The sequence below is a fragment of the uncultured Dialister sp. genome (genome assembly GCF_900541605.1).
In the GTDB taxonomy this organism is placed as follows: Bacteria; Bacillota; Negativicutes; order Veillonellales; family Dialisteraceae; genus Dialister.
The window spans coordinates 1-17,826 of sequence record NZ_UQKJ01000030.1; the positions used below are offsets into that span (position 1 = coordinate 1).

The 17,826-nt window shown below is 53.4% G+C and carries 14 protein-coding genes and 1 pseudogene; 6 read left to right on the plus strand and 9 right to left on the minus strand.

All coding sequences use genetic code 11. The features are described 5' to 3' along the window. From QZR21_RS03550 to QZR21_RS03565, 4 genes are all read right to left on the minus strand, one after another. The coding region (locus tag QZR21_RS03550) for an adenylosuccinate synthase (RefSeq protein WP_296973795.1) at positions 1-927 on the minus strand (927 nt) is incomplete at its 3' end. Positions 928-1,352: 425 nt separating this feature from the next. Beyond that, positions 1,353-1,799, minus strand: a complete 447-nt coding sequence (rplI, locus tag QZR21_RS03555) for a 50S ribosomal protein L9 (protein ID WP_296096255.1) — start codon at positions 1,797-1,799, stop codon at positions 1,353-1,355. After that, a complete protein-coding gene (locus tag QZR21_RS03560) occupies positions 1,796-3,787 on the minus strand; it encodes a DHH family phosphoesterase (protein ID WP_296096256.1) in 1,992 nt (663 codons plus the stop codon). The genes rplI and QZR21_RS03560 overlap by 4 nt, the downstream gene beginning before the upstream one ends. Before the next feature lie 141 nt (positions 3,788-3,928). Then, positions 3,929-4,885 carry a YybS family protein gene (locus QZR21_RS03565; protein WP_296096257.1) on the minus strand — a complete coding sequence of 319 codons (957 nt, stop codon included), beginning with the start codon at positions 4,883-4,885 and terminating at the stop codon, positions 3,929-3,931. Positions 4,886-5,296: 411 nt separating this feature from the next. Here QZR21_RS03565 and QZR21_RS03570 point away from each other — a divergent pair, with 411 nt between their 5' ends. The 5 genes and pseudogenes from QZR21_RS03570 to QZR21_RS03590 all read left to right on the plus strand — a co-directional run bounded on the left by QZR21_RS03570 (position 5,297) and on the right by QZR21_RS03590 (position 9,697). After that, positions 5,297-6,961, plus strand: a complete 1,665-nt coding sequence (locus QZR21_RS03570; RefSeq protein ID WP_296096311.1) for a ribonuclease J — start codon at positions 5,297-5,299, stop codon at positions 6,959-6,961. A 100-nt stretch (positions 6,962-7,061) separates the two neighbouring features. Beyond that, positions 7,062-7,457, plus strand: a pseudogene (fliB, locus tag QZR21_RS09095) (flagellin lysine-N-methylase); the annotation flags it as partial. Positions 7,458-7,801: 344 nt separating this feature from the next. Further along, positions 7,802-7,954 (plus strand): hypothetical protein, encoded by a 153-nt coding sequence (locus tag QZR21_RS03580; protein WP_296096261.1) that lies wholly within the window; start codon positions 7,802-7,804, stop codon positions 7,952-7,954. Positions 7,955-8,092: 138 nt separating this feature from the next. Further along, the gene (locus QZR21_RS03585) at positions 8,093-9,061 is read left to right on the plus strand and encodes a glycerophosphodiester phosphodiesterase family protein (RefSeq protein WP_296096263.1); all 969 of its coding nucleotides are present in this window, start codon (positions 8,093-8,095) and stop codon (positions 9,059-9,061) included. An 87-nt stretch (positions 9,062-9,148) separates the two neighbouring features. Next, positions 9,149-9,697 (plus strand): hypothetical protein, encoded by a 549-nt coding sequence (locus QZR21_RS03590; RefSeq protein ID WP_296973802.1) that lies wholly within the window; start codon positions 9,149-9,151, stop codon positions 9,695-9,697. Positions 9,698-9,822: 125 nt separating this feature from the next. Here the strand turns inward: QZR21_RS03590 and bcp are convergent, their stop codons facing one another. The 5 genes from bcp to mnmG all read right to left on the minus strand — a co-directional run bounded on the left by bcp (position 9,823) and on the right by mnmG (position 16,102). Then, positions 9,823-10,284: a thioredoxin-dependent thiol peroxidase gene (bcp, locus tag QZR21_RS03595; protein ID WP_296096266.1), complete on the minus strand. Its 462-nt coding sequence runs from the start codon at positions 10,282-10,284 to the stop codon at positions 9,823-9,825. A gap of 171 nt (positions 10,285-10,455) precedes the next feature. Beyond that, a complete protein-coding gene (gene ftsH / locus QZR21_RS03600) occupies positions 10,456-12,333 on the minus strand; it encodes an ATP-dependent zinc metalloprotease FtsH (RefSeq protein ID WP_296973806.1) in 1,878 nt (625 codons plus the stop codon). A 142-nt stretch (positions 12,334-12,475) separates the two neighbouring features. Next, the gene (locus QZR21_RS03605; protein WP_296096269.1) at positions 12,476-13,081 is read right to left on the minus strand and encodes a TetR/AcrR family transcriptional regulator; all 606 of its coding nucleotides are present in this window, start codon (positions 13,079-13,081) and stop codon (positions 12,476-12,478) included. Positions 13,082-13,309: 228 nt separating this feature from the next. Continuing rightward, positions 13,310-14,020: a 16S rRNA (guanine(527)-N(7))-methyltransferase RsmG gene (rsmG, locus tag QZR21_RS03610; protein ID WP_296096271.1), complete on the minus strand. Its 711-nt coding sequence runs from the start codon at positions 14,018-14,020 to the stop codon at positions 13,310-13,312. Between the two features lie 213 nt (positions 14,021-14,233). Next, entirely contained in the window at positions 14,234-16,102 is a 1,869-nt protein-coding gene (mnmG, locus tag QZR21_RS03615) for a tRNA uridine-5-carboxymethylaminomethyl(34) synthesis enzyme MnmG (RefSeq protein ID WP_296096272.1), read from the minus strand. 197 nt (positions 16,103-16,299) lie between these two features. On the opposite strand from mnmG, the gene mnmE reads away from it, so the two are divergent. Continuing rightward, positions 16,300-17,679: a tRNA uridine-5-carboxymethylaminomethyl(34) synthesis GTPase MnmE gene (gene mnmE, locus QZR21_RS03620; protein WP_296096274.1), complete on the plus strand. Its 1,380-nt coding sequence runs from the start codon at positions 16,300-16,302 to the stop codon at positions 17,677-17,679. The last annotated feature ends 147 nt before the right edge of the window (positions 17,680-17,826 follow it).

The window sequence follows — 17,826 nt, forward strand, 5'->3', positions numbered from 1 at the left end:
GAGCCAGCCAACGCGGCGGGGACGGCCGGTGACAGTGCCGAATTCATGGGCCGTATTCCGGATGTAGTCTCCCGTTTCATCCAGGAGTTCCGTGGGGAACGGGCCCTGGCCTACGCGGGTGCTGTATGCTTTCACCACGCCGAAAATATTCTGCATCATATGAGGTCCGATGCCGGCACCGATGCAGGCGCCGCCGGCGGTAGGATGGGAAGAAGTAACGAATGGATAGGTACCGTTATCGCAGTCCAGCATGGAAGCCTGGGCGCCTTCGAAGAGGACGTTCTTGCCTTCCCGTACCAGGGTCTGCACGGTGTAGTTCGTATCGGTCACATAGGGGCGGAGCTTTTCAGCGTATCCGAGATAATCGTCCAGCATGGTTTCATAGTCGAAGCCTTCCATGCCATAGAGCTTTTCCAGGAGCATATTCTTCTGGGCCACATTGTATTTCAGTTTTTCCGCAAAGGTTTCCTTGTCCATGAGGTCGCACATACGGATGCCGATGCGGTTGATCTTATCTGCATAGCAGGGTCCGATGCCGTTCTTTGTGGTGCCGATTTTATGGCTTCCCTTCCGGGCTTCTTCTGCTTCATCGAGACGGATATGGTAGGGGAATACCACCTGGGCACGGGTGGAAATCTGGAGATGCTTTGCATCGATTCCCTGGTCTTCGAGCCGTTTCATTTCTTCCAGAAGGCTCTTGGGGTCCACTACGACGCCGGTGCCGATGATGCAGATGGTGCCGGGATACATAATGCCGCTGGGCATGAGGCGGAGCGGATAAGCCTTGCCGCCGGTAACTACGGTATGGCCTGCGTTATTTCCCCCCTGGGAGCGGACGACTACGTCTGCCTTTGCGGCGAGATAATCAACGATCTTGCCTTTACCTTCATCGCCCCACTGGGCACCGATTACCATTGCTGTTGCCATGTTTCATTCTTCCTTCCTGTACGGAATTCCCACATGCTGCTCTTGGGAAAGTGTTCTATACGCTTCATTCACGCGCAATTTACGCTACTATTATACCATAAACGGGAAGGACTGTCTGTGAATGGGTGAGATAACCAAAAACAGCCGAGAAAATCTTCCTTACCTGAAGCAAGAAATTAATCAGGAATGAGGAGTGAGAAATGAGGAATGGTTGTGCGGCGCACAAATCATATAGCGCCGCTGATGATATATTTGGCAGCTTTGCTGCTAATTCATCAGTAATGCGGCGCCTTTATAATTCTGATGCGCCGCCACCTTCATTCCTGATTCCTCATTCCTAATCTCCAATTCCCCCACTCCTGTTTAATACAATTCCCAATCATTCCTATAAAAAAATCCCATGGTTTCTGCCATGGGATTTTCTTTTATTCTGCCACTACGGAAACGTGGACGGTGCTGGTCACCTGCTGGTGTACCCAGACTTCCACATCGTATTCGCCCAATGTCTTGATGGGGTTCTTGAGGCGGATATTTTTCTTTTCCAGTTTGAATTTATACTGTTTTTCCAGGGCTTCACTGATGTCTTTGCCGGTGACGGAACCGAAGATTCTTCCATCTTCACCGCTCTGGACTTTAATGACCACTTTCACCTTTTTCAGCTGGGCTGCCATGATGACCGCTTCATCGGCGGCTACCTTGTCCTTGAATACTTTGGATTCCTGCCGCTGGGCTGCGGTATTCAGGTTTCCCTTCGTTCCTTCCACGCCCAGTCCTTTACGGATCAGTACGTTGCGGCCGTAGCCGTCGGAGACTTCTACAACGTCTCCCTTTTTTCCCATTTTTTTGACATCCTGTAAGAGTACGACTTTCATTCTTTCTCCTCCTTTATTTGTTTGCGGACTTCCGCAATGATTGTCTTTTCTGCTTCTTCCCGGTTTCCTTCCTTACCGAGCTGGGCACCGGCTACGGTGAGATGGCCGCCGCCGCCCAGAGCTTCCATGACCACCTGCACATTGATGGAACCATCGGACCGGGCCGACAGGCACAACCCCTTTTCGGTATAGTAGAAGAGGAAGCTGGCCCGGATTTCCTTGATGGTCACAAGGTAATCGGCCACCTGACCAGCCAGTATCTGGGATTCCTCCACATGTTCCGGACAGGAGGCGATGGCGATGGTGCCATCCACCAGCTTCATATCCGCCAGGATTTCCGCCTTGGTGCGGATGCTGCTGATGTCTTCTTCAAACAGCCGGTGTACCAGCTTCGTATCGGCGCCGCAGCGGCGCAGGAAGCTGGCGGCATCAAAGGTACGGACGCTGGTCTGGACGGCGAAGTTCTTCGTGTCCACCACGATGCCCGCATAGAGGCAGGACGCCTCGAGTTCATTCATTTCCTCATCACCGCCGTAGTACTGAACCAGTTCAGAAACCAGTTCCGACGCCGACGAAGCGGAAGGCTCCATGTAAGTCAAAAGGGGCGCGGAAATCATGGTGCTGGCTCTCCGATGATGGTCGATGACCACTTTCTTTTTTGCCTTTCTCAGAACTTCCGGCGCTGCCACCAGTTCAGGTATATGGGTATCTACAATAACCACCACGGTCTTGTCGGTGATGAGGCCCTTTGCCTCCCCTTCATCCACCAGGAGTCCTTCGGCCTGGCCGCTCTTCTCGATGGCTTCCACCATCTTTTTGCAGGTATCCCTTTCCTTCGAAAGGACGATATGGGTTTCCTTGTGGGATGCCCTGGCCAGGTGGGATACGCCTACCGCAGCCCCTAAGGCATCAAAGTCTTCATGGGCATGACCCATGATGAGCACTGTGTCGGCGCCATCGATGATTTCCTTCAGCGCCTGGGCCACTACGCGGACCCTGACGCGGGTGGAGCTGACGGCGGTAGGTAATTTACCGCCAAAGGCCTTCACATCTTTACCGATACGGACAATGGCCTGGTCACCGCCCCGGCCCAGGGCCAGGTCCAAAGAAACCTGGGCTTCTTCGAACTGCTTGGCAAAGCTGTCTTCACTCTGCACGACGCCGATGGACAATGTCACCGGGATACGGTTCACCGTATGGATGGCCCGCACCTGATCCAGAATATCGAAATTGCTTTCCATGAGCTCTGTCAGGGCCTTTTGGGAAACGCAGGTCACGAAATCAGTGGTGGAATACTGCTTGATAAATCCATCGCGGCTGCTGAAATAGGAAAGCACCTTTTCCGTCACGTCCGACAGGAGCGCCGATTTTTCCATATCCGTCATATCTGAAGTGACTTCCGATACGTTATCGATACGGATGATACCGAATACGGGCCGTGCCTCCGTGCATTCCCGGACCGCCACTTCTACATCAGTGCGATCCATGAAATAGAACACCATGAACGGCGACTGGGTACCGCCGCCGATATCCACGTCGATGAACTTGTGGAATACCCGGAAGAACGTGCCTCCTGCATGGCAGTCAAACCAGCCCGTTTTCCCCCAGATTTTTGAAATTTTCTGTCCGGTCACCAGGTTCTGGAACCGTACGCCCTCCTGGGCGTCTTTCCCGATCCACCCCCGGAAAACATTATTGGCCCAGACCAGTTCCTTCTTCTCATCCATCATGGCGATGCCTACGGGAAGGTTCTTCACCGCATACACCGTACCGGCGGATACGCCGGCGGACAGGTCGTCCAGGTACCGGAGCAGCCGTTTCTCCTGGTAATAGTCGCAGCGCTTGATGTAAACCACACAACCCGCCACGACGATGAAGAGAAGGAGTCCCAGCTGCCAGTTCTGGGTTGCCAGCATGACCACCGCTGCCAGAAGCAGGGCCAGCATGATTCGGGACGTTTTCTTGTACACCCAAATGTCACTGAGCATTTTACCCTCTGTAAACCTCGATTTCTAAAAAATCCAGTCTCCAAATAATTTCTTCGTGCCGCCGGAACCCCTCTTCCGGTCACCCTTAATCCTAACCGAAATAAAGAATGAATGCAAATCAAAGGAAAAAGCAGGCATCTATTACATGTAATTTCTCTTTTTCCGATAGTCCACCGCCATGTCCGCGATGCCCAGGAATACGACGAACATCTGGACAAAGCCGATGAAGGCGGAAAGGATCATAATGAAAAGCCGGAGGGGCTTCATCATGGGATACCGATGGGGCAGCCACCACACCACCGCCAGCCCCTGGAGCCAGAAGATGGTGACACAGAGGGTGCCCAGGTTATAAGCCACATAGGACACCTGCTCCTGGTCCTTGAAAAAATACTGGCATCCCAGGACCACCAGGTACAGAAGGATGGTGCCCTTCGGGAATTCCCACCGCTCAAAGGGCGGAAGGTGGGGAATGTCGCTGATACCCATCTTTTTGAAAATATGGGCACCCAGGGTCATGGAGGCCCAGGAATAGAATACGGAAACCGCCACCAGCGTATAGGGCACCGACTTTTCCATGGCATCCATGAGAAATTCCACCTTCTCCTTCGCCTGGTCCAGTGCCTCCCCGCTGTAGAAAGAAGGCAGCACTTCCAGCATGCTGTCCTTCATCTGGGCCATGCCTTCCCCGCCGAAGAGAAGAGATGGAATCCCCAGCAGGTACAGGGCTGCAATGCCCTCAGCCACCAGGGCGATGAGCACCACCGCAGCGCCGGCGAAAAGGGTCTTTGCCGCCGATACCTTGTACCGGTAACAGATGCCCATGACCACACCGAGGAGGCCAAAGATGGCACACACAAAGGCAGCGGATACCACGCCAAAAAATGTGGAATCCAGGATGAGCACCCCTGTGGTAACTACCACGGGCCATTTCACACCTTCCTTCATGCCCAGGTAGGCAATGGGAAGGGGAATGAGAAGAAAGACCACCGTCGACAAAAGGGGCATGTAAAAGCCCAGAAGGGACAGCACCACCGCCAGAGCCGTGCACATGCCCGCCAGCACGACGGCGTGGTTATTCCCGGAAATTCTATGATCCATACGATTACTCCTTATACACATTTGTAGTAGATATATTATTGTACCATATATTGGGAAGCGCCGGGACAAAATGATGTCCGCAGGCCGGTTCTGCGTTCCCGAAGTTTAGTGTTTTAGCATGCTTACCGGTAGAATCAATGGCGCAGGGCTGGTATCTTTTACCTGTCAGACAACTGGATCGCCCTACAGCGGATGACTGATGACCTGGCATTCAGCGGCAAGGCTCAGCAGCCTCAGCTCCCTTCATTCAATTCTCAGATTTATCTTTCTGCCACAGGGCTTCCTGCTTGTGATATAATAGGAAAAGCGACTATGGAACGGCTTTTTAATTGGTATGTTTATATGTATGCTGCATGTATTTCTATGTGAGGATACATTTTTATTTTATAAAAATTAAATAGGAGGATTTTAATCTTGGCAAAAGCTAGATTACAGATCATTCCCCTGGGCGGACTGGGGGAAATCGGAAAGAACATGACTGTCTTCCGTTACGGCGACGAAATTATCGTAATTGATGCAGGCATGGCCTTCCCGGAAGAAGACATGCTGGGGATCGATATCGTTATCCCCGATTTCAGTTATCTCATTGAAAACAAGGATAAGATCAAAGCCATCCTGATCACCCATGGTCACGAAGATCACATCGGCTCCCTTTCTTATCTCTTAAGAGAAGTTTCTGCACCGGTCTATGCCACCCGCCTCACCTGCGGGCTCATCGAAGGCAAACTGAAGGAAGCCCATATTACAAATGCTGACCTCCACGTGGTGAAATCGGGGGATGAATTCAAAGCCGGTTCATTCAAGTTCGGTTTCTTCCATGTGTGCCATTCCATTCCTGATTCCTGCGGCATCTACCTCCGCACCCCCATCGGCACCATCGTCCATACGGGGGATTTCAAGTTCGACCATTCTCCGGTGGACGGCGAACTGACGGACATGTACAAGCTCGCTGAACTGGGACACCGGGGAGTCCTCGTGCTCTGCGCCGATTCCACGAACGCCCAGCGTCCGGGATATACCCCGTCCGAAGCGGTAGTACGCCGTTCCCTTCTTGAAGCCTACGCCGATGCCCGGGGCCGCATTATTCTTGCCACCTTCGCATCCAACGTATCCCGTATCCAGATGGCCGTTGACGCTGCCGTTGCCTTCAAGCGGAAGGTCTGCGTCTTTGGCCGGTCCATGGTAAACGTGGTAGGTATTGCCCTGGAAATGGGTTACCTGAAAGCGCCGGAAGGCACATTCATTGAGCCGGAAGAAATCAACCGGTACCGGGATGACCGCCTCTGCATTCTCACCACCGGCAGCCAGGGTGAACCGATGGCCGGGCTGTCTCGCATGGCTGACGGCAGCCATCGGCAGGTGCAGATCCATGCAGGAGACACCGTCATCATCTCCGCTTCCCCGATTCCCGGCAACGAAACCAGCGTAGGCCGCACCATCGACAGCCTCATGCGCCTCGGCGCCCATGTGGTAACAAGCGCCACCACCAGGGTCCATGTTTCCGGCCACGGTTCCCAGGAAGACCTGAAGACCATGCTCTCCCTGGTACAGCCGAAGTTCTTCATTCCTGTCCACGGCGAATACCGGATGCTCTGCAGCCATGCGGAACTGGCGGAAAGCCTGGGCGTGAAGAAGCAGAACATCCTGATCGGAGAAAACGGCTCTGTCTTTGAATTCACGAACCGCAGCGGCAAGATCAACGGTAAAGTACAGGCCGGCCCCGTCTTCGTCGATGGCCTCGGCGTAGGGGATGTAGGAAATATCGTCATCCGCGACCGGCAGCAGCTGGCCCAGGACGGCGTGGTCATCGTGGTCATTGCCCTGGAAAAGGGAAGCAACCAGGTCCTGGCGGGTCCGGATATCGTTTCCCGGGGATTCGTCTATGTCCGTGACAGTGAAGCCCTCCTCTCGGAAGCCAAAGACCGTATCGAATCGGTTCTTGACCGCTGTGAAGCCGGCAATGTGACGGAATGGAATGCCATCAAGACCCAGATTCGTGATACCCTGGGCAAGTATTTCTACGACCGCACCAAACGGCGCCCCATGATTCTCCCCATTATCCAGGAAGTGAAATAACATATGGTCCCCTGTCCCCTTCGGGGATGGGGGATTTTTTTATAGGGAATCCTCTGCCATCCCCATGTATTCTGTTTTAATCGATTTCCAAGGAGCCATTATGCTGAAAATCTATCCCACCTTTTTCCCCGATTTCCAATGCAAGGCGGACAGGTGCCGCCATACGTGCTGCCAGAAATGGGAAATCGATATTGATAAAGACACAGAGAAAAAATACCGCAGCACAAAGGGGCCTTTGGGCAAGGAACTCAGGGAATGGATGAAAACCGGGGAAGAAGGACTCCCCTGCTTTCGGATGAACGAAAAGGGATACTGCCACTTCCTCACAGAAAAAGGGCTGTGCCGGCTGGTGCTGGAAAGGGGCGATGATTTCCTCTGCCAGATCTGCCGCGACCACCCCCGGTTTTATAAGTTTCCCTATGATGCGGACAGGGGAGAAGAAGTCATGCTCTGCGGCACGGGGCTGGCCTGCGAAAGAACGGTGGAGCAGCTTTTGGCCGAAAAGGGGCCGCTCTCTTTCCGGAGCAGCGAATCGGACAGGCCTTTCCATTTTGACCGCATCCTTACTCTTCTCCACCTGGATGAGGAGCCGGAACTCTCTGCCCCGGACCTTTCCCTTTTTGCGCCCCTGGCAGAGAAAACCATTTCCCGGCTGGAAGAAACGAATCCCATTGACCGGGAGTGGACAGACTCCCTGTCTTTCATAAAGTCCCATATGGATACCCTCCTTCCCCGGGCCCGGCAGCTTTCCGAAGAGACAGGACTCCCCTTTCTCACCCGCCTTTACCAGTACATTTTTATCGGCAGCTGGATGAATGCGAAGCCTATGACCCCCTGGCCATGGCCCGCTATGCAAAAGAAGCGGTGGTTTTCATGCTGCTGGAATACGCCCGCACCGGAGACCTCATCCGCTCCGTCACCCGCTGGTCCGAACAGATCGAGTACGATACCGAAAATGTATACATCCTGCTGGACAGCATGGATGAGGAGTAAGGAATGTCAGCGGTTTGGCTTGCTGGTGAATAGCGTCTTTTTTTGGCGGGGCTGTCCGCTTTCAGAATCTCTGCTCAACGGTCTCCACCCACAAGCCTCCCGAACCGGAATCATCCATTCTTACGAAAGGAGATCATCATGTTTGATTTTGAAGCCCACCGGGGCGGCAGGGACGCCCGACCGGAAAATACGCTCTATTCCTACCTTTACGCCCTGGAAATCGGGGCGGTCACCATTGAATGCGACATGCAGCTTGCCAGGGACGGCATCGTCATGAGCCACAATCCCTGGCTGAACCCGGATATCACCACAGACAGCGAAGGGCAGCCGGTGGAAGAAGGGCAGTACGACCTCCGCACCATGACCGTCGAAGAAATACAAAAGTTTAACGTAGGCCATCTCCGTCCCGGCACGAAGTATGCCAGGGAACATGGCACCCAGGTGCCCCATGATGCCTGCATTCCTACGCTGGAAGAACTATTCTCCCTCATCGAGGCTGCAGGAAACCGGACCATCGAATTCAACATAGAAACAAAATCCTATCCAAACCCGGAAAGCCCCTATTATCGGAATAACGCAGATCCTGAGCGGTTCGTCCATGAATTTTACAGGATTGTCAGAAAACACCACATGGAACGGCGGGTCATCCTCCAGTCCTTTGACTGGACCACCCTGATCCTCATGAAGCGGCTGGATCCCTCCATCCGCACATCTGCCCTCTACCAGCAGCAGCCTTCCTGGGGCGTAGATGGGGATACCCTGTGGCTGGGGAGAAAAGAACCGTCCCCCTGGCTCGGCGGCATACGCCTATCCGACTGCGGCGGCTCTGTCATCGAAGCGGCCCATAAAGCGGGGGCCGATATTCTTTCCCCCTATTACCGGGAAATCGGGGCTGCCGATGTAAAGCACGCCCACAGCCTTTCCATGAAAGTGGTGTCCTGGACCATCAATGAAAAAGAGGATATGGAGCGGGAACTGGATAAGGGTGTGGATGGCATCATTTCCGACCGCCCCGCCCTGCTCCGCCAGGTCCTTACTGCCCGGGGCATCCCGCTCCCGGATAAACAGCCCTGCCCGAATTCGCCGTACCATCTGGAAGGGCAGTAATGGACAGCCTCTGCTTCCCATGAATATGGCCAGAGCCATGAGCCGCCAGCTGCCAACATATCATTCCCCATAGAAAGGAGTCATCCCATGACAGACAACATTCCCCTCACCGAGTTCAGCAGCGAAGAAGGGCTCATTTCTCCGGATTTCGAGCACCTCTCCCTCCGCCTTCCCTCCCGGTGCCTCATGGCCTTTCTGGGGGAGAAGCGGATTGCCGCCTTTGCCGAAGGACGGGGCGGAAAAATCATCGGCTCCTTCCTGTCCCTCACGAAAAAATTTCCCCTCTATGAAATTCAGGGAGAAAAGGAGCCCCTCCGATGGCTCAAAGGATACTTTGAAAAGAAGGGGCTCCCCTTCCATCCCGCCACTACCTGGACAAACGATGGCTTTTTCCGGGAAACGAGGGAAAAAGTGGAGAAGCGAAAAGCTGAAGGCTGCGAGCTGGTTGACATGGAAACCAGCGCCCTTGCCGCCTGCGCCCGGTTCCGGAAGAAGGAATTTGCGGAAATCATGTTCACCGCCGATACCCTGTCCTCCCTGTCCCACGACCAGCGGCACTGGGGAAAAGAAAGCAGGAATGCAGCCCTGGTGCTGGGTCTGGAAGCCCTGGAGGAAATCCAGGGAAGCACTGATTAAATCTGACTCTGCGAATTAATCAGCGCTTCCCCAGGGAAACGCCTTCGCGCACTATCATTTAAGAAAGTGAAAAAGCCGTGAACCATGGAATGCCATGGTTCACGGCTTTTTTATACGGCAGTCTTTTATTCTGCCAGGTCCTTCAGCAGGTCATTCACGTGGGATGCTGCTTTCACCTTCCTGTATTCTTTGACCAGATTTCCCTTTTCATCGATGATAAAGGTGGACCGTTCAATGCCCATGTATTTCCGGCCGTACATGCTCTTTTCTTTCAGCACGCCGTAAAGATTGACTACCTTTTCCTCTTCATCCGAAAGCAGCGGGAAATTGAGCTCATTTTTATCCCGGAAATTGCAGTGTTTCTTAATGGAATCCCGGCTTACGCCAAGGACTGCATATCCCAGCTTTTTAAAATCCTCCAGATGGTCCCGGAAGGCCTTCGCCTCCAGGGTGCAGCCGGACGTATTGTCCTTGGGATAGAAGTAAAGAATCACCTTCTGTCCTTCATAGTCATGAAGGGAAATATCCCTGCCCTCGTCAGAAGGGAGTGTAAAGTCCGGTGCCTTTTCACCAATTGCCAATGCCATAGGAATCCTCCTTTTATATTTTATAATCAGCTGTTGTTATTTCGATTTCTATGAATATAGTATCATAAAAGGGACTGCCGGTAAATCCATTTCTTGTATTTTCCTACAGGCAAAAAGAGTCCCCCTCCATAATCCGGAGGGGGACTCTTTTACGCTTTTCAGGAAAGTCCTTTATTTTTCCAGGTTTAAATCCATGGACGGTGCTTCAGGAGCCTTTTTCGGTTCCGGCACTTTGCCTGTTTCCAGGATATGCATGAATTCTTCGCCCGTAATCGTTTCTTTTTCATAGAGGTACTTGGCCAGGGCATCGAGCTTAGGACGGTTTTCTTCCAGAAGCTTCACTGCTTTTTCATGTTCCTTCTTGATGAGGGCAGACACGGCCCGATCAATGCGGGCTGCGGTTTCCGGAGAGCAGGCCAGGGTGGTATCGCCGCCCAGGTACTGGTTCGTCACCGTCTCCATGGCCACCATGCCGAATTCATCGCTCATACCGAACCGGGTAATCATAGCCCGGGCCAGCTTCGTGGCTTTCTCGATATCATTGGAAGCACCGGAGGAAGAGGTATGGAAGACCACTTCTTCCGCGGCCCGGCCGCCGGTTAATGTGGCGATCTGGTTTTCCAGTTCTTCCTTCGTCATGATGTAGTGGTTTCCTGTATCCACCTGCATGGTATAGCCCAGGGCCCCGCTTGTTCTCGGAATAATGGTGATTTTCTGCACCGGAGCGGAATGGCTCTGGAGGGCTGCCACCAGGGCATGGCCGATTTCGTGGTACGAAACCACGCACCGTTCCTTATCGGAAAGGATGGCATGCTTCTTTTCATACCCTGCAATGACCACTTCGATGGATGCTTCCATATCTTCTTCCGTTGCGAATTTCCGATGATCCCGGACCGCACGAAGAGTAGCTTCGTTGACGATATTAGCCAGTTCGGCGCCGGAGGCACCGGAAGCCATGCGGGCCACTTTATTGAAATCGATATTCGGCGCATGCTTGATCTTGCTGGCATGGACCTTGAGAATTGCCTCACGGCCCTGGAGATCCGGCAGTCCTACCGGCACCTGCCGGTCAAAACGGCCCGGTCTTGTGAGGGCAGGATCCAGGGATTCCGGACGGTTCGTGGCCGCCAGGATGATGACGCCCGTATTGTCTTCAAACCCGTCCATTTCTGTAAGGAGCTGGTTCAGGGTCTGTTCCCGTTCATCATTGCCGCCGATGGCCGCGCCGCCGCGCTTCTTGCCAATGGCATCGATTTCATCGATGAATACGATATAGGGTGCCTTTTCCTTTGCCTGTTTGAACAGGTCCCGGACCTTGGCGGCCCCCATGCCGACGAACATTTCTACGAATTCAGAGCCGGAAATGGAGAAGAACGGAACGCCCGATTCTCCGGCCACCGCCTTGGCCAGCATGGTCTTGCCGGTACCTGGCGGTCCCACGAGAAGGATGCCCTTCGGCATTTTGGCACCGATTTCCTTGTATCTGGTAGGATCATGGAGGTAGGATACCACTTCCTTCAGGCTGTCCTTTGCTTCATCTTCCCCTGCCACATCGGAGAACTTGATACCATCTGTGGGCTTAACAAAGATTTTGGCATGGGACTTTCCCAGGCCGAACTGCATGGCATCGGGACCGCCCATATTCTTCATGAACTTCTTGTTCATGTACTGGCCGATGCCGATGAAAATCAGGATTGGCAGGATCCAGGTCAATGCGAAATCGAGGAGTGGATTCATGGGGGTGGAAATCTTTGCTGCAAAGTCAGCACCGGATTTCTGGAGGCGATCCACCAGCTGGGGATCGTTCATGGGCGCCGTCTTATAGGTATCCTTTTCCCCCTTCTTGGTGAAGAGAATCTGGTCCTGTTCCACCTGGACCTTGTCGATTTCCTTGTCTTCGGTCATGGTGATGAAGGTGGAATAATCCACGGTCTTCACTTCATTGCTCCGAAAGGCCGGCATGATGAGGGAATTAAAGAAAATAATCACAAGAAAGATAATCACATAATAGGCCAGTATAGGCCGTTTGGAAGGTTTGACTTCTTTCACTTCATAACCTCACTTTCTCTGCAGGGTTTCCATACTGCGGATTCCTGAATCATCGAGGGACCGGAAATCGGGCATTTTCCCTGTAAAAACCGCTTTATTTCAAAACCAAAGGCAGCGGGCCATGACCGCCGCCTTCAGGAAATCAGGGAATCAGGTAGGGCTTCAACAGGTTGCCGATATCGATACGGGTATACTTTTCACCTGTTTTATCGTCCATCTGCCAAACCCCGTTCACCATGCACCAGACTGTCAGAGTACCGAATATATGACCAATCAGAAGCTTCACCAGCGTATCCACCGGCGCATCTTCTACCAGTTCCCCGGGGCCCTCTCCCCGGTGCACGGTCAGGATGGTAAGCAGGGAGGAATGGAAATCTTCCAGGCATTCTTTCACCTTGGCATCGCCGGTTTCCGACTCGATGCATTCCCGGATCCACTGGCGCACCAGACGCACGCCGGCCCACCGGGCATCCCGGTACATATTCATAATGAAAAAACAGCACCGGTCCACCACGGTTCCTTCCAGATGGATGGACTGATTGATAATGACCCGGCTGGACTGGAAGGACAGTTCCATAATCACATCTTCCTTGCACTTGAAGTAGTGGTAAAATGTCCCCTTCGCCACACCGCTGTCCCTGGTTATATCTTCCACGGAAACCCGGTCGAAGCCCTTTTCCCCAATCAGCTTTTTAGCCGATTGGAGAAGTTTTGCCTTCGTCCGTTCCGCCTTTTTCGTTAATGCCATGCCTGTCCTCCAACCTTATTTATACATTTTGCCAGGAAATATTAATTTTCAACCCTTGGTCACTTTTTATAGTATACAGGAATATACGGGCTATAGCAAGAAAGGGTATGGATATCCTCATTCCGGAAATGCAGAATCCGGTCCTGCCGCGGCAGCCGGAGCCGGGGAACCGCTGATCAGACAATGGAAAAGAGTGCCCCAGGGCACTCTTTCTCAAAAATCCCGGAACTACTCACCCAGGACAGGTTTCTTTTCTGCAATTCCCACTTTCCTTGGATAGTTCTTCGGGCAGGGCGCTGTCTTGCGGATATAAAGGATACAGCGCCGGTCTCCTCCGGGAAGGGCCAGTTCCTTTTTCTCCTCCAGCTCACCATGGAGTTCCCGAAGAATTTTACCGGCCGTTTTCATTTCCTCATCGGCCCCGGGGCCCTTCATAGCCGCAAAGACGCCGCCCACTCTGACAAAGGGCAGGGCCCATTCTGAAATGATGGGCATAGCCTTCACCGCCCGGGCCGTCACCACGTCAAAGGCTTCCCTTGTTTTCCGACGTCTTCCTCCTTCTTCCGCCCGGATATGGAGGCATTTCACATTGTCGATTCCCAGGTTCCTGCAGGCCTCCTCAATGAAATTCAGTTTCTTCTGTATGGAATCCACGAGGATAAACTGCATGTCCGGCCGAAGGATAGCCAGCGGCACCCCCGGAAAACCGGCGCCGGTGCCCAGGTCCAGGACCCGACCGCCTTCCGGAAAATATTTTTCATCGTACACAGTAAGAGAATCAAAGACGTTTTTCACCATGCTCTCCTCCACGTCTTTAATCCCTGTGAGATTCACTTTCTGGCTCATGGCAATGACCATGGCATTGTACTCTGTCAGTTTTCCTGCAGCTTCCTCATTGGCTGCAAGGCCTAAAGTTTTCATCATTTCCAAGGCTGTCATAGATATTCCCTTTCTATAATTCTTTTAAAAAATGATGGTATCTGCCCGCATAAATTTCCCTGCTGCGGGCGCTATTAAAGTGTATAGTGTATAGTGTATAGTTGAAAAAGGCATCGGCCTGCGGCCGGGGGTATCACCTGGCCGCAGGTTTTGCCTCGGCGTCGACCGATGCCCTGCCATAAAGCAGAGCCCTGGTCGAAGGCTGTTTCCCCTTTACTTTCCCTTATGCCGCTTCAGATACACCATGAGCACCGACATATCCGCCGGAGAAACGCCGGAAATACGAGAAGCCTGTCCCAGGGAAAGGGGCCGGATCTTATCCAGCTTCTGCCGGGCTTCGATGGAAATCCCTTCCAGATGGAGGTAGTCCATGTCCTTCGGCATCTTTTCACTTTCCATGCGGGCCGCCTTTTTCACAGCCGCTTCCTGCCGGGCAATATAACCTTCGTACTTCATGGTGATTTCCATTTCTTCCACCGCTTCCGGATCGAATTCCGGGCATCCCAGGAATTCCACCATCTTCTGATAGGTCATTTCCGGCCGCTTCAGGATCTTATCTGCACCCATGCCGGTGGTGAGGGGTGCGGAGCCCATGGCTTCCAGGGCCTCATTCACTTCTGCCTTCGGCGTGAACCGCTTCGTGCGGATATACTTCATAGCTTCCTCGAAGTTCCGCTTCCGTTCCAGGAAATGCTGATACCGTTCTTCCGTAACCAGGCCGATGTCGTAGCCCTTCTGGGTGAGCCGGAGGTCCGCATTGTCCTGGCGGAGAATGAGCCGGTATTCACTGCGGCTCGTCATCATGCGGTAGGGTTCATTTGTACCCTTCGTGACGAGATCATCGATGAGGGCCCCCGTATAGGCTTCGTGGCGTCCGAGGATGAATGGCTCCTTCCCCTTGATTTTAAGGGCCGCATTGATACCGGCCATGAGGCCCTGTGCCGCTGCTTCTTCGTAACCCGAAGTACCGTTGGACTGGCCGGCGGAATAGAGGCCCGGCAGCTTCTTCACTTCCAGTGTCGGATAGAGCTGCAGGGGATCCAGAAGGTCATACTCGATGGCATAGGCCGGCCGCATAACCTTCACGTCTTCCAGTCCCGGAATGGTCTTCAGAAAGGCATACTGCACGTCGATAGGCATGGACGTGGACATGCCCTGGACGTACATTTCATTCGTATCAAGACCTTCCGGCTCGATGAAGAGCTGGTGCCGTTTCTTATCGGGGAACCGGACCACCTTGTCTTCGATGGACGGGCAGTACCGGGCGCCCACACCGTGGATAAGGCCCGCATACTTTGGAGCCCGCATGAGATTGTTGCGGATAATAGTATGGGTCTCTTCGTTCGTATAGGTGAGCCAGCAGTTCCGCTGGTTCCGGTCCGCCCGCTCATCCATGAAAGAAAAGGCATGGTTCTGGGGATCTCCCTGTTCCAGCTGCATATGGTCCAGATGGAGGCTTCGTATATCCACGCGGCTGGGGGTGCCGGTCTTGAAGCGGAGAATGGAAAGGCCATGCTTTTTCAGGTTTTCTGAAAGTCCCACGGACGGCCGCATGCCATTGGGGCCGCCGGAATACATGGTGTCGCCGATGATAATTTCACTGTCCAGGTAAGTACCGGTGCAGAGAATGACCGCCTTTGCCCGGTATTCCTCATGGAGTTCCGTGGTAATGCCCACGCATTTTCCATCCTCCACGATAATGTCCATCACCTGCACCTGTTTCAGGTCCAGGCCATCCGTATTTTCCACCACCTGCTTCATGTAGCGGTGATAGGCATTCTTATCGGACTGGGCGCGGAGGGCATACACCGCCGGTCCTTTGCCCAGGTTCAGCATGCGCATCTGGATGGCCGTCTTATCGGCGGCAATTCCCATTTCTCCGCCCAGGGCATCGATTTCCTTCACCAGGTGGCTTTTCCCCGGTCCCCCGATGGCAGGGTTGCAGGGCATCATGGCCACGTTTTCCAGAGAAATGGTGGTGAGCAGGGTCTTACAGCCCAGCCGGGCAGCCGCCAGGGCCGCTTCGCAGCCCGCATGGCCTGCTCCCACCACAATTACATCATAGGTATCAATGAGATACATGGTATCCTTCTTTCTGTTGTTGTACCTCTATGGAACACTTATCCATTATATAAATCCAATACTGTTATTATATAAAAAAAGAGACTTCTTTGAAAGGGTCCATTCCGAGGGAAATAAGGGGCGTACCTGTTTTTGCATTTCTTCCCGTTTCTGTTACAATATAAATAAATTTCAATATGTAACTCAAGGAGAAATCTATGTACGAAGAAACAACCATAGCGGCCATTGCTACAGCCCCCGGCGAAGGAGGCATCGGCATCGTCCGCATCAGCGGCCTTTCTGCCTGCGAGGTGGCGGACCGCATGTTTACCACAAAAAAACTGGCCTCCATGAAAGATGCCGTTCCCTACATGATGTATTTCGGCCATGTCCATCGGTCAGGCCGGAAAGTAGATGAGGGGCTGGCGGTCTACATGAAGGCCCCCCATTCCTACACCGGAGAAGACGTGGTGGAAATCCAGATTCACGGGTCCATGGAGGCCCTCCGGGAGACCCTGGAGCTGGCCCTGGAAAATGGGGCCGTCCTCGCCAGCCGCGGTGAATTCACGAAGCGGGCCTTCCTGAATGGCCGGCTGGACCTGTCCCAGGCAGAGGCGGTGATGGACATCATCGAAGCAAAGGGCTCTGCCGCCCTGTCCCAGGCGGAAAGCCATCTGTCCGGCGCCCTTTCCCGGTTCGTGAAAAAGAGCCGGGACGAACTGACAGACCTTATCACGAAGCTGGAAGTGACCATTGACTACCCGGAGGAGGACCTGGAAGACCTGACAAATGAAGAAATCGCCGAAGGCCTTACAACCATTGAAAAATCCCTGTCCTCCCTCCTGAAGCGTTCGGAAGAAGGGCGCATCATCAAGGAAGGCCTCCGCACAGCCATCGTAGGACGGCCGAATGCAGGAAAATCCAGCCTACTCAATGCGCTTCTCCAGGAAGACCGGGCCATTGTCACCGATATTCCCGGCACCACCAGGGATACCATCGAAGAATCCATCAAAATCGGCGGCGTTCCCCTGGTACTCATGGATACCGCCGGCCTCCGGGAGACAGACAACAAGGTAGAAAAAATCGGTATCGAACGGGCGAAGGAATCCATGGCGAAGGCGGATCTGGTGCTGGCGGTCATCGATGGTTCCCAGCCCCTTTCCGAGGAAGATAAGACCCTCCTCAAAAATCTGAAGGGCCGGAAAGCCATGGTGATCCTCAATAAATATGACCTTCCCCAGGAAATCGGAGAAAAAGAAATCCACGAAGCCGCCGGAGACATTCCGGTGGTCCCCATTTCCGCCCGCTACGGCAGCGGCATGGAGGAGCTGGAAGAAGCCCTGCGCCATCTCACGGAACACCAGGACCGGGACGCGGGAAGGGAACTCTTCCTCACGAACCTCCGGCACGTGGATTTGGTGAAAAAGGCACTGGAAGCGGTGCACCGGGCCCAGGAGTCCCTCTCTGCCGGCATGCCGGCGGACTGCATCACCGTGGACCTGGTGGAAGCCTGGAACCGGATGGGTGAAATCACGGGAGAAACCGTAGACAATGAACTGATCAATACCATCTTCGAACGGTTCTGCGTAGGTAAGTAAGGCACAAAAGCAATCTACAGGAAAAGGAGTATCCCTTTTTAGGGGTACTCCTTTTGGCGTGGAGTAGATCTTCGATATCTGTCACATAATTAAATTGCGGTTTGTCGAGCTGTTAGAGCGAAGCTTACGGATAGAGTCATTCGTGCG

What these genes read in the sequence shown, in the direction of transcription:
- rplI (WP_296096255.1), bottom strand. Translation starts at nt 1,799, where the DNA reads ATGAAAGTCGTACTCTTACAGGATGTCAAAAAAATGGGAAAAAAGGGA.
- QZR21_RS03560 (WP_296096256.1), bottom strand. Translation starts at nt 3,787, where the DNA reads ATGCTCAGTGACATTTGGGTGTACAAGAAAACGTCCCGAATCATGCTG.
- QZR21_RS03565 (WP_296096257.1), bottom strand. Translation starts at nt 4,885, where the DNA reads ATGGATCATAGAATTTCCGGGAATAACCACGCCGTCGTGCTGGCGGGC.
- QZR21_RS03580 (WP_296096261.1), top strand. Translation starts at nt 7,802, where the DNA reads ATGGCCCGCTATGCAAAAGAAGCGGTGGTTTTCATGCTGCTGGAATAC.
- QZR21_RS03585 (WP_296096263.1), top strand. Translation starts at nt 8,093, where the DNA reads ATGTTTGATTTTGAAGCCCACCGGGGCGGCAGGGACGCCCGACCGGAA.
- QZR21_RS03590 (WP_296973802.1), top strand. Translation starts at nt 9,149, where the DNA reads ATGACAGACAACATTCCCCTCACCGAGTTCAGCAGCGAAGAAGGGCTC.
- bcp (WP_296096266.1), bottom strand. Translation starts at nt 10,284, where the DNA reads ATGGCATTGGCAATTGGTGAAAAGGCACCGGACTTTACACTCCCTTCT.
- QZR21_RS03605 (WP_296096269.1), bottom strand. Translation starts at nt 13,081, where the DNA reads ATGGCATTAACGAAAAAGGCGGAACGGACGAAGGCAAAACTTCTCCAA.
- rsmG (WP_296096271.1), bottom strand. Translation starts at nt 14,020, where the DNA reads ATGACAGCCTTGGAAATGATGAAAACTTTAGGCCTTGCAGCCAATGAG.
- mnmG (WP_296096272.1), bottom strand. Translation starts at nt 16,102, where the DNA reads ATGTATCTCATTGATACCTATGATGTAATTGTGGTGGGAGCAGGCCAT.
- mnmE (WP_296096274.1), top strand. Translation starts at nt 16,300, where the DNA reads ATGTACGAAGAAACAACCATAGCGGCCATTGCTACAGCCCCCGGCGAA.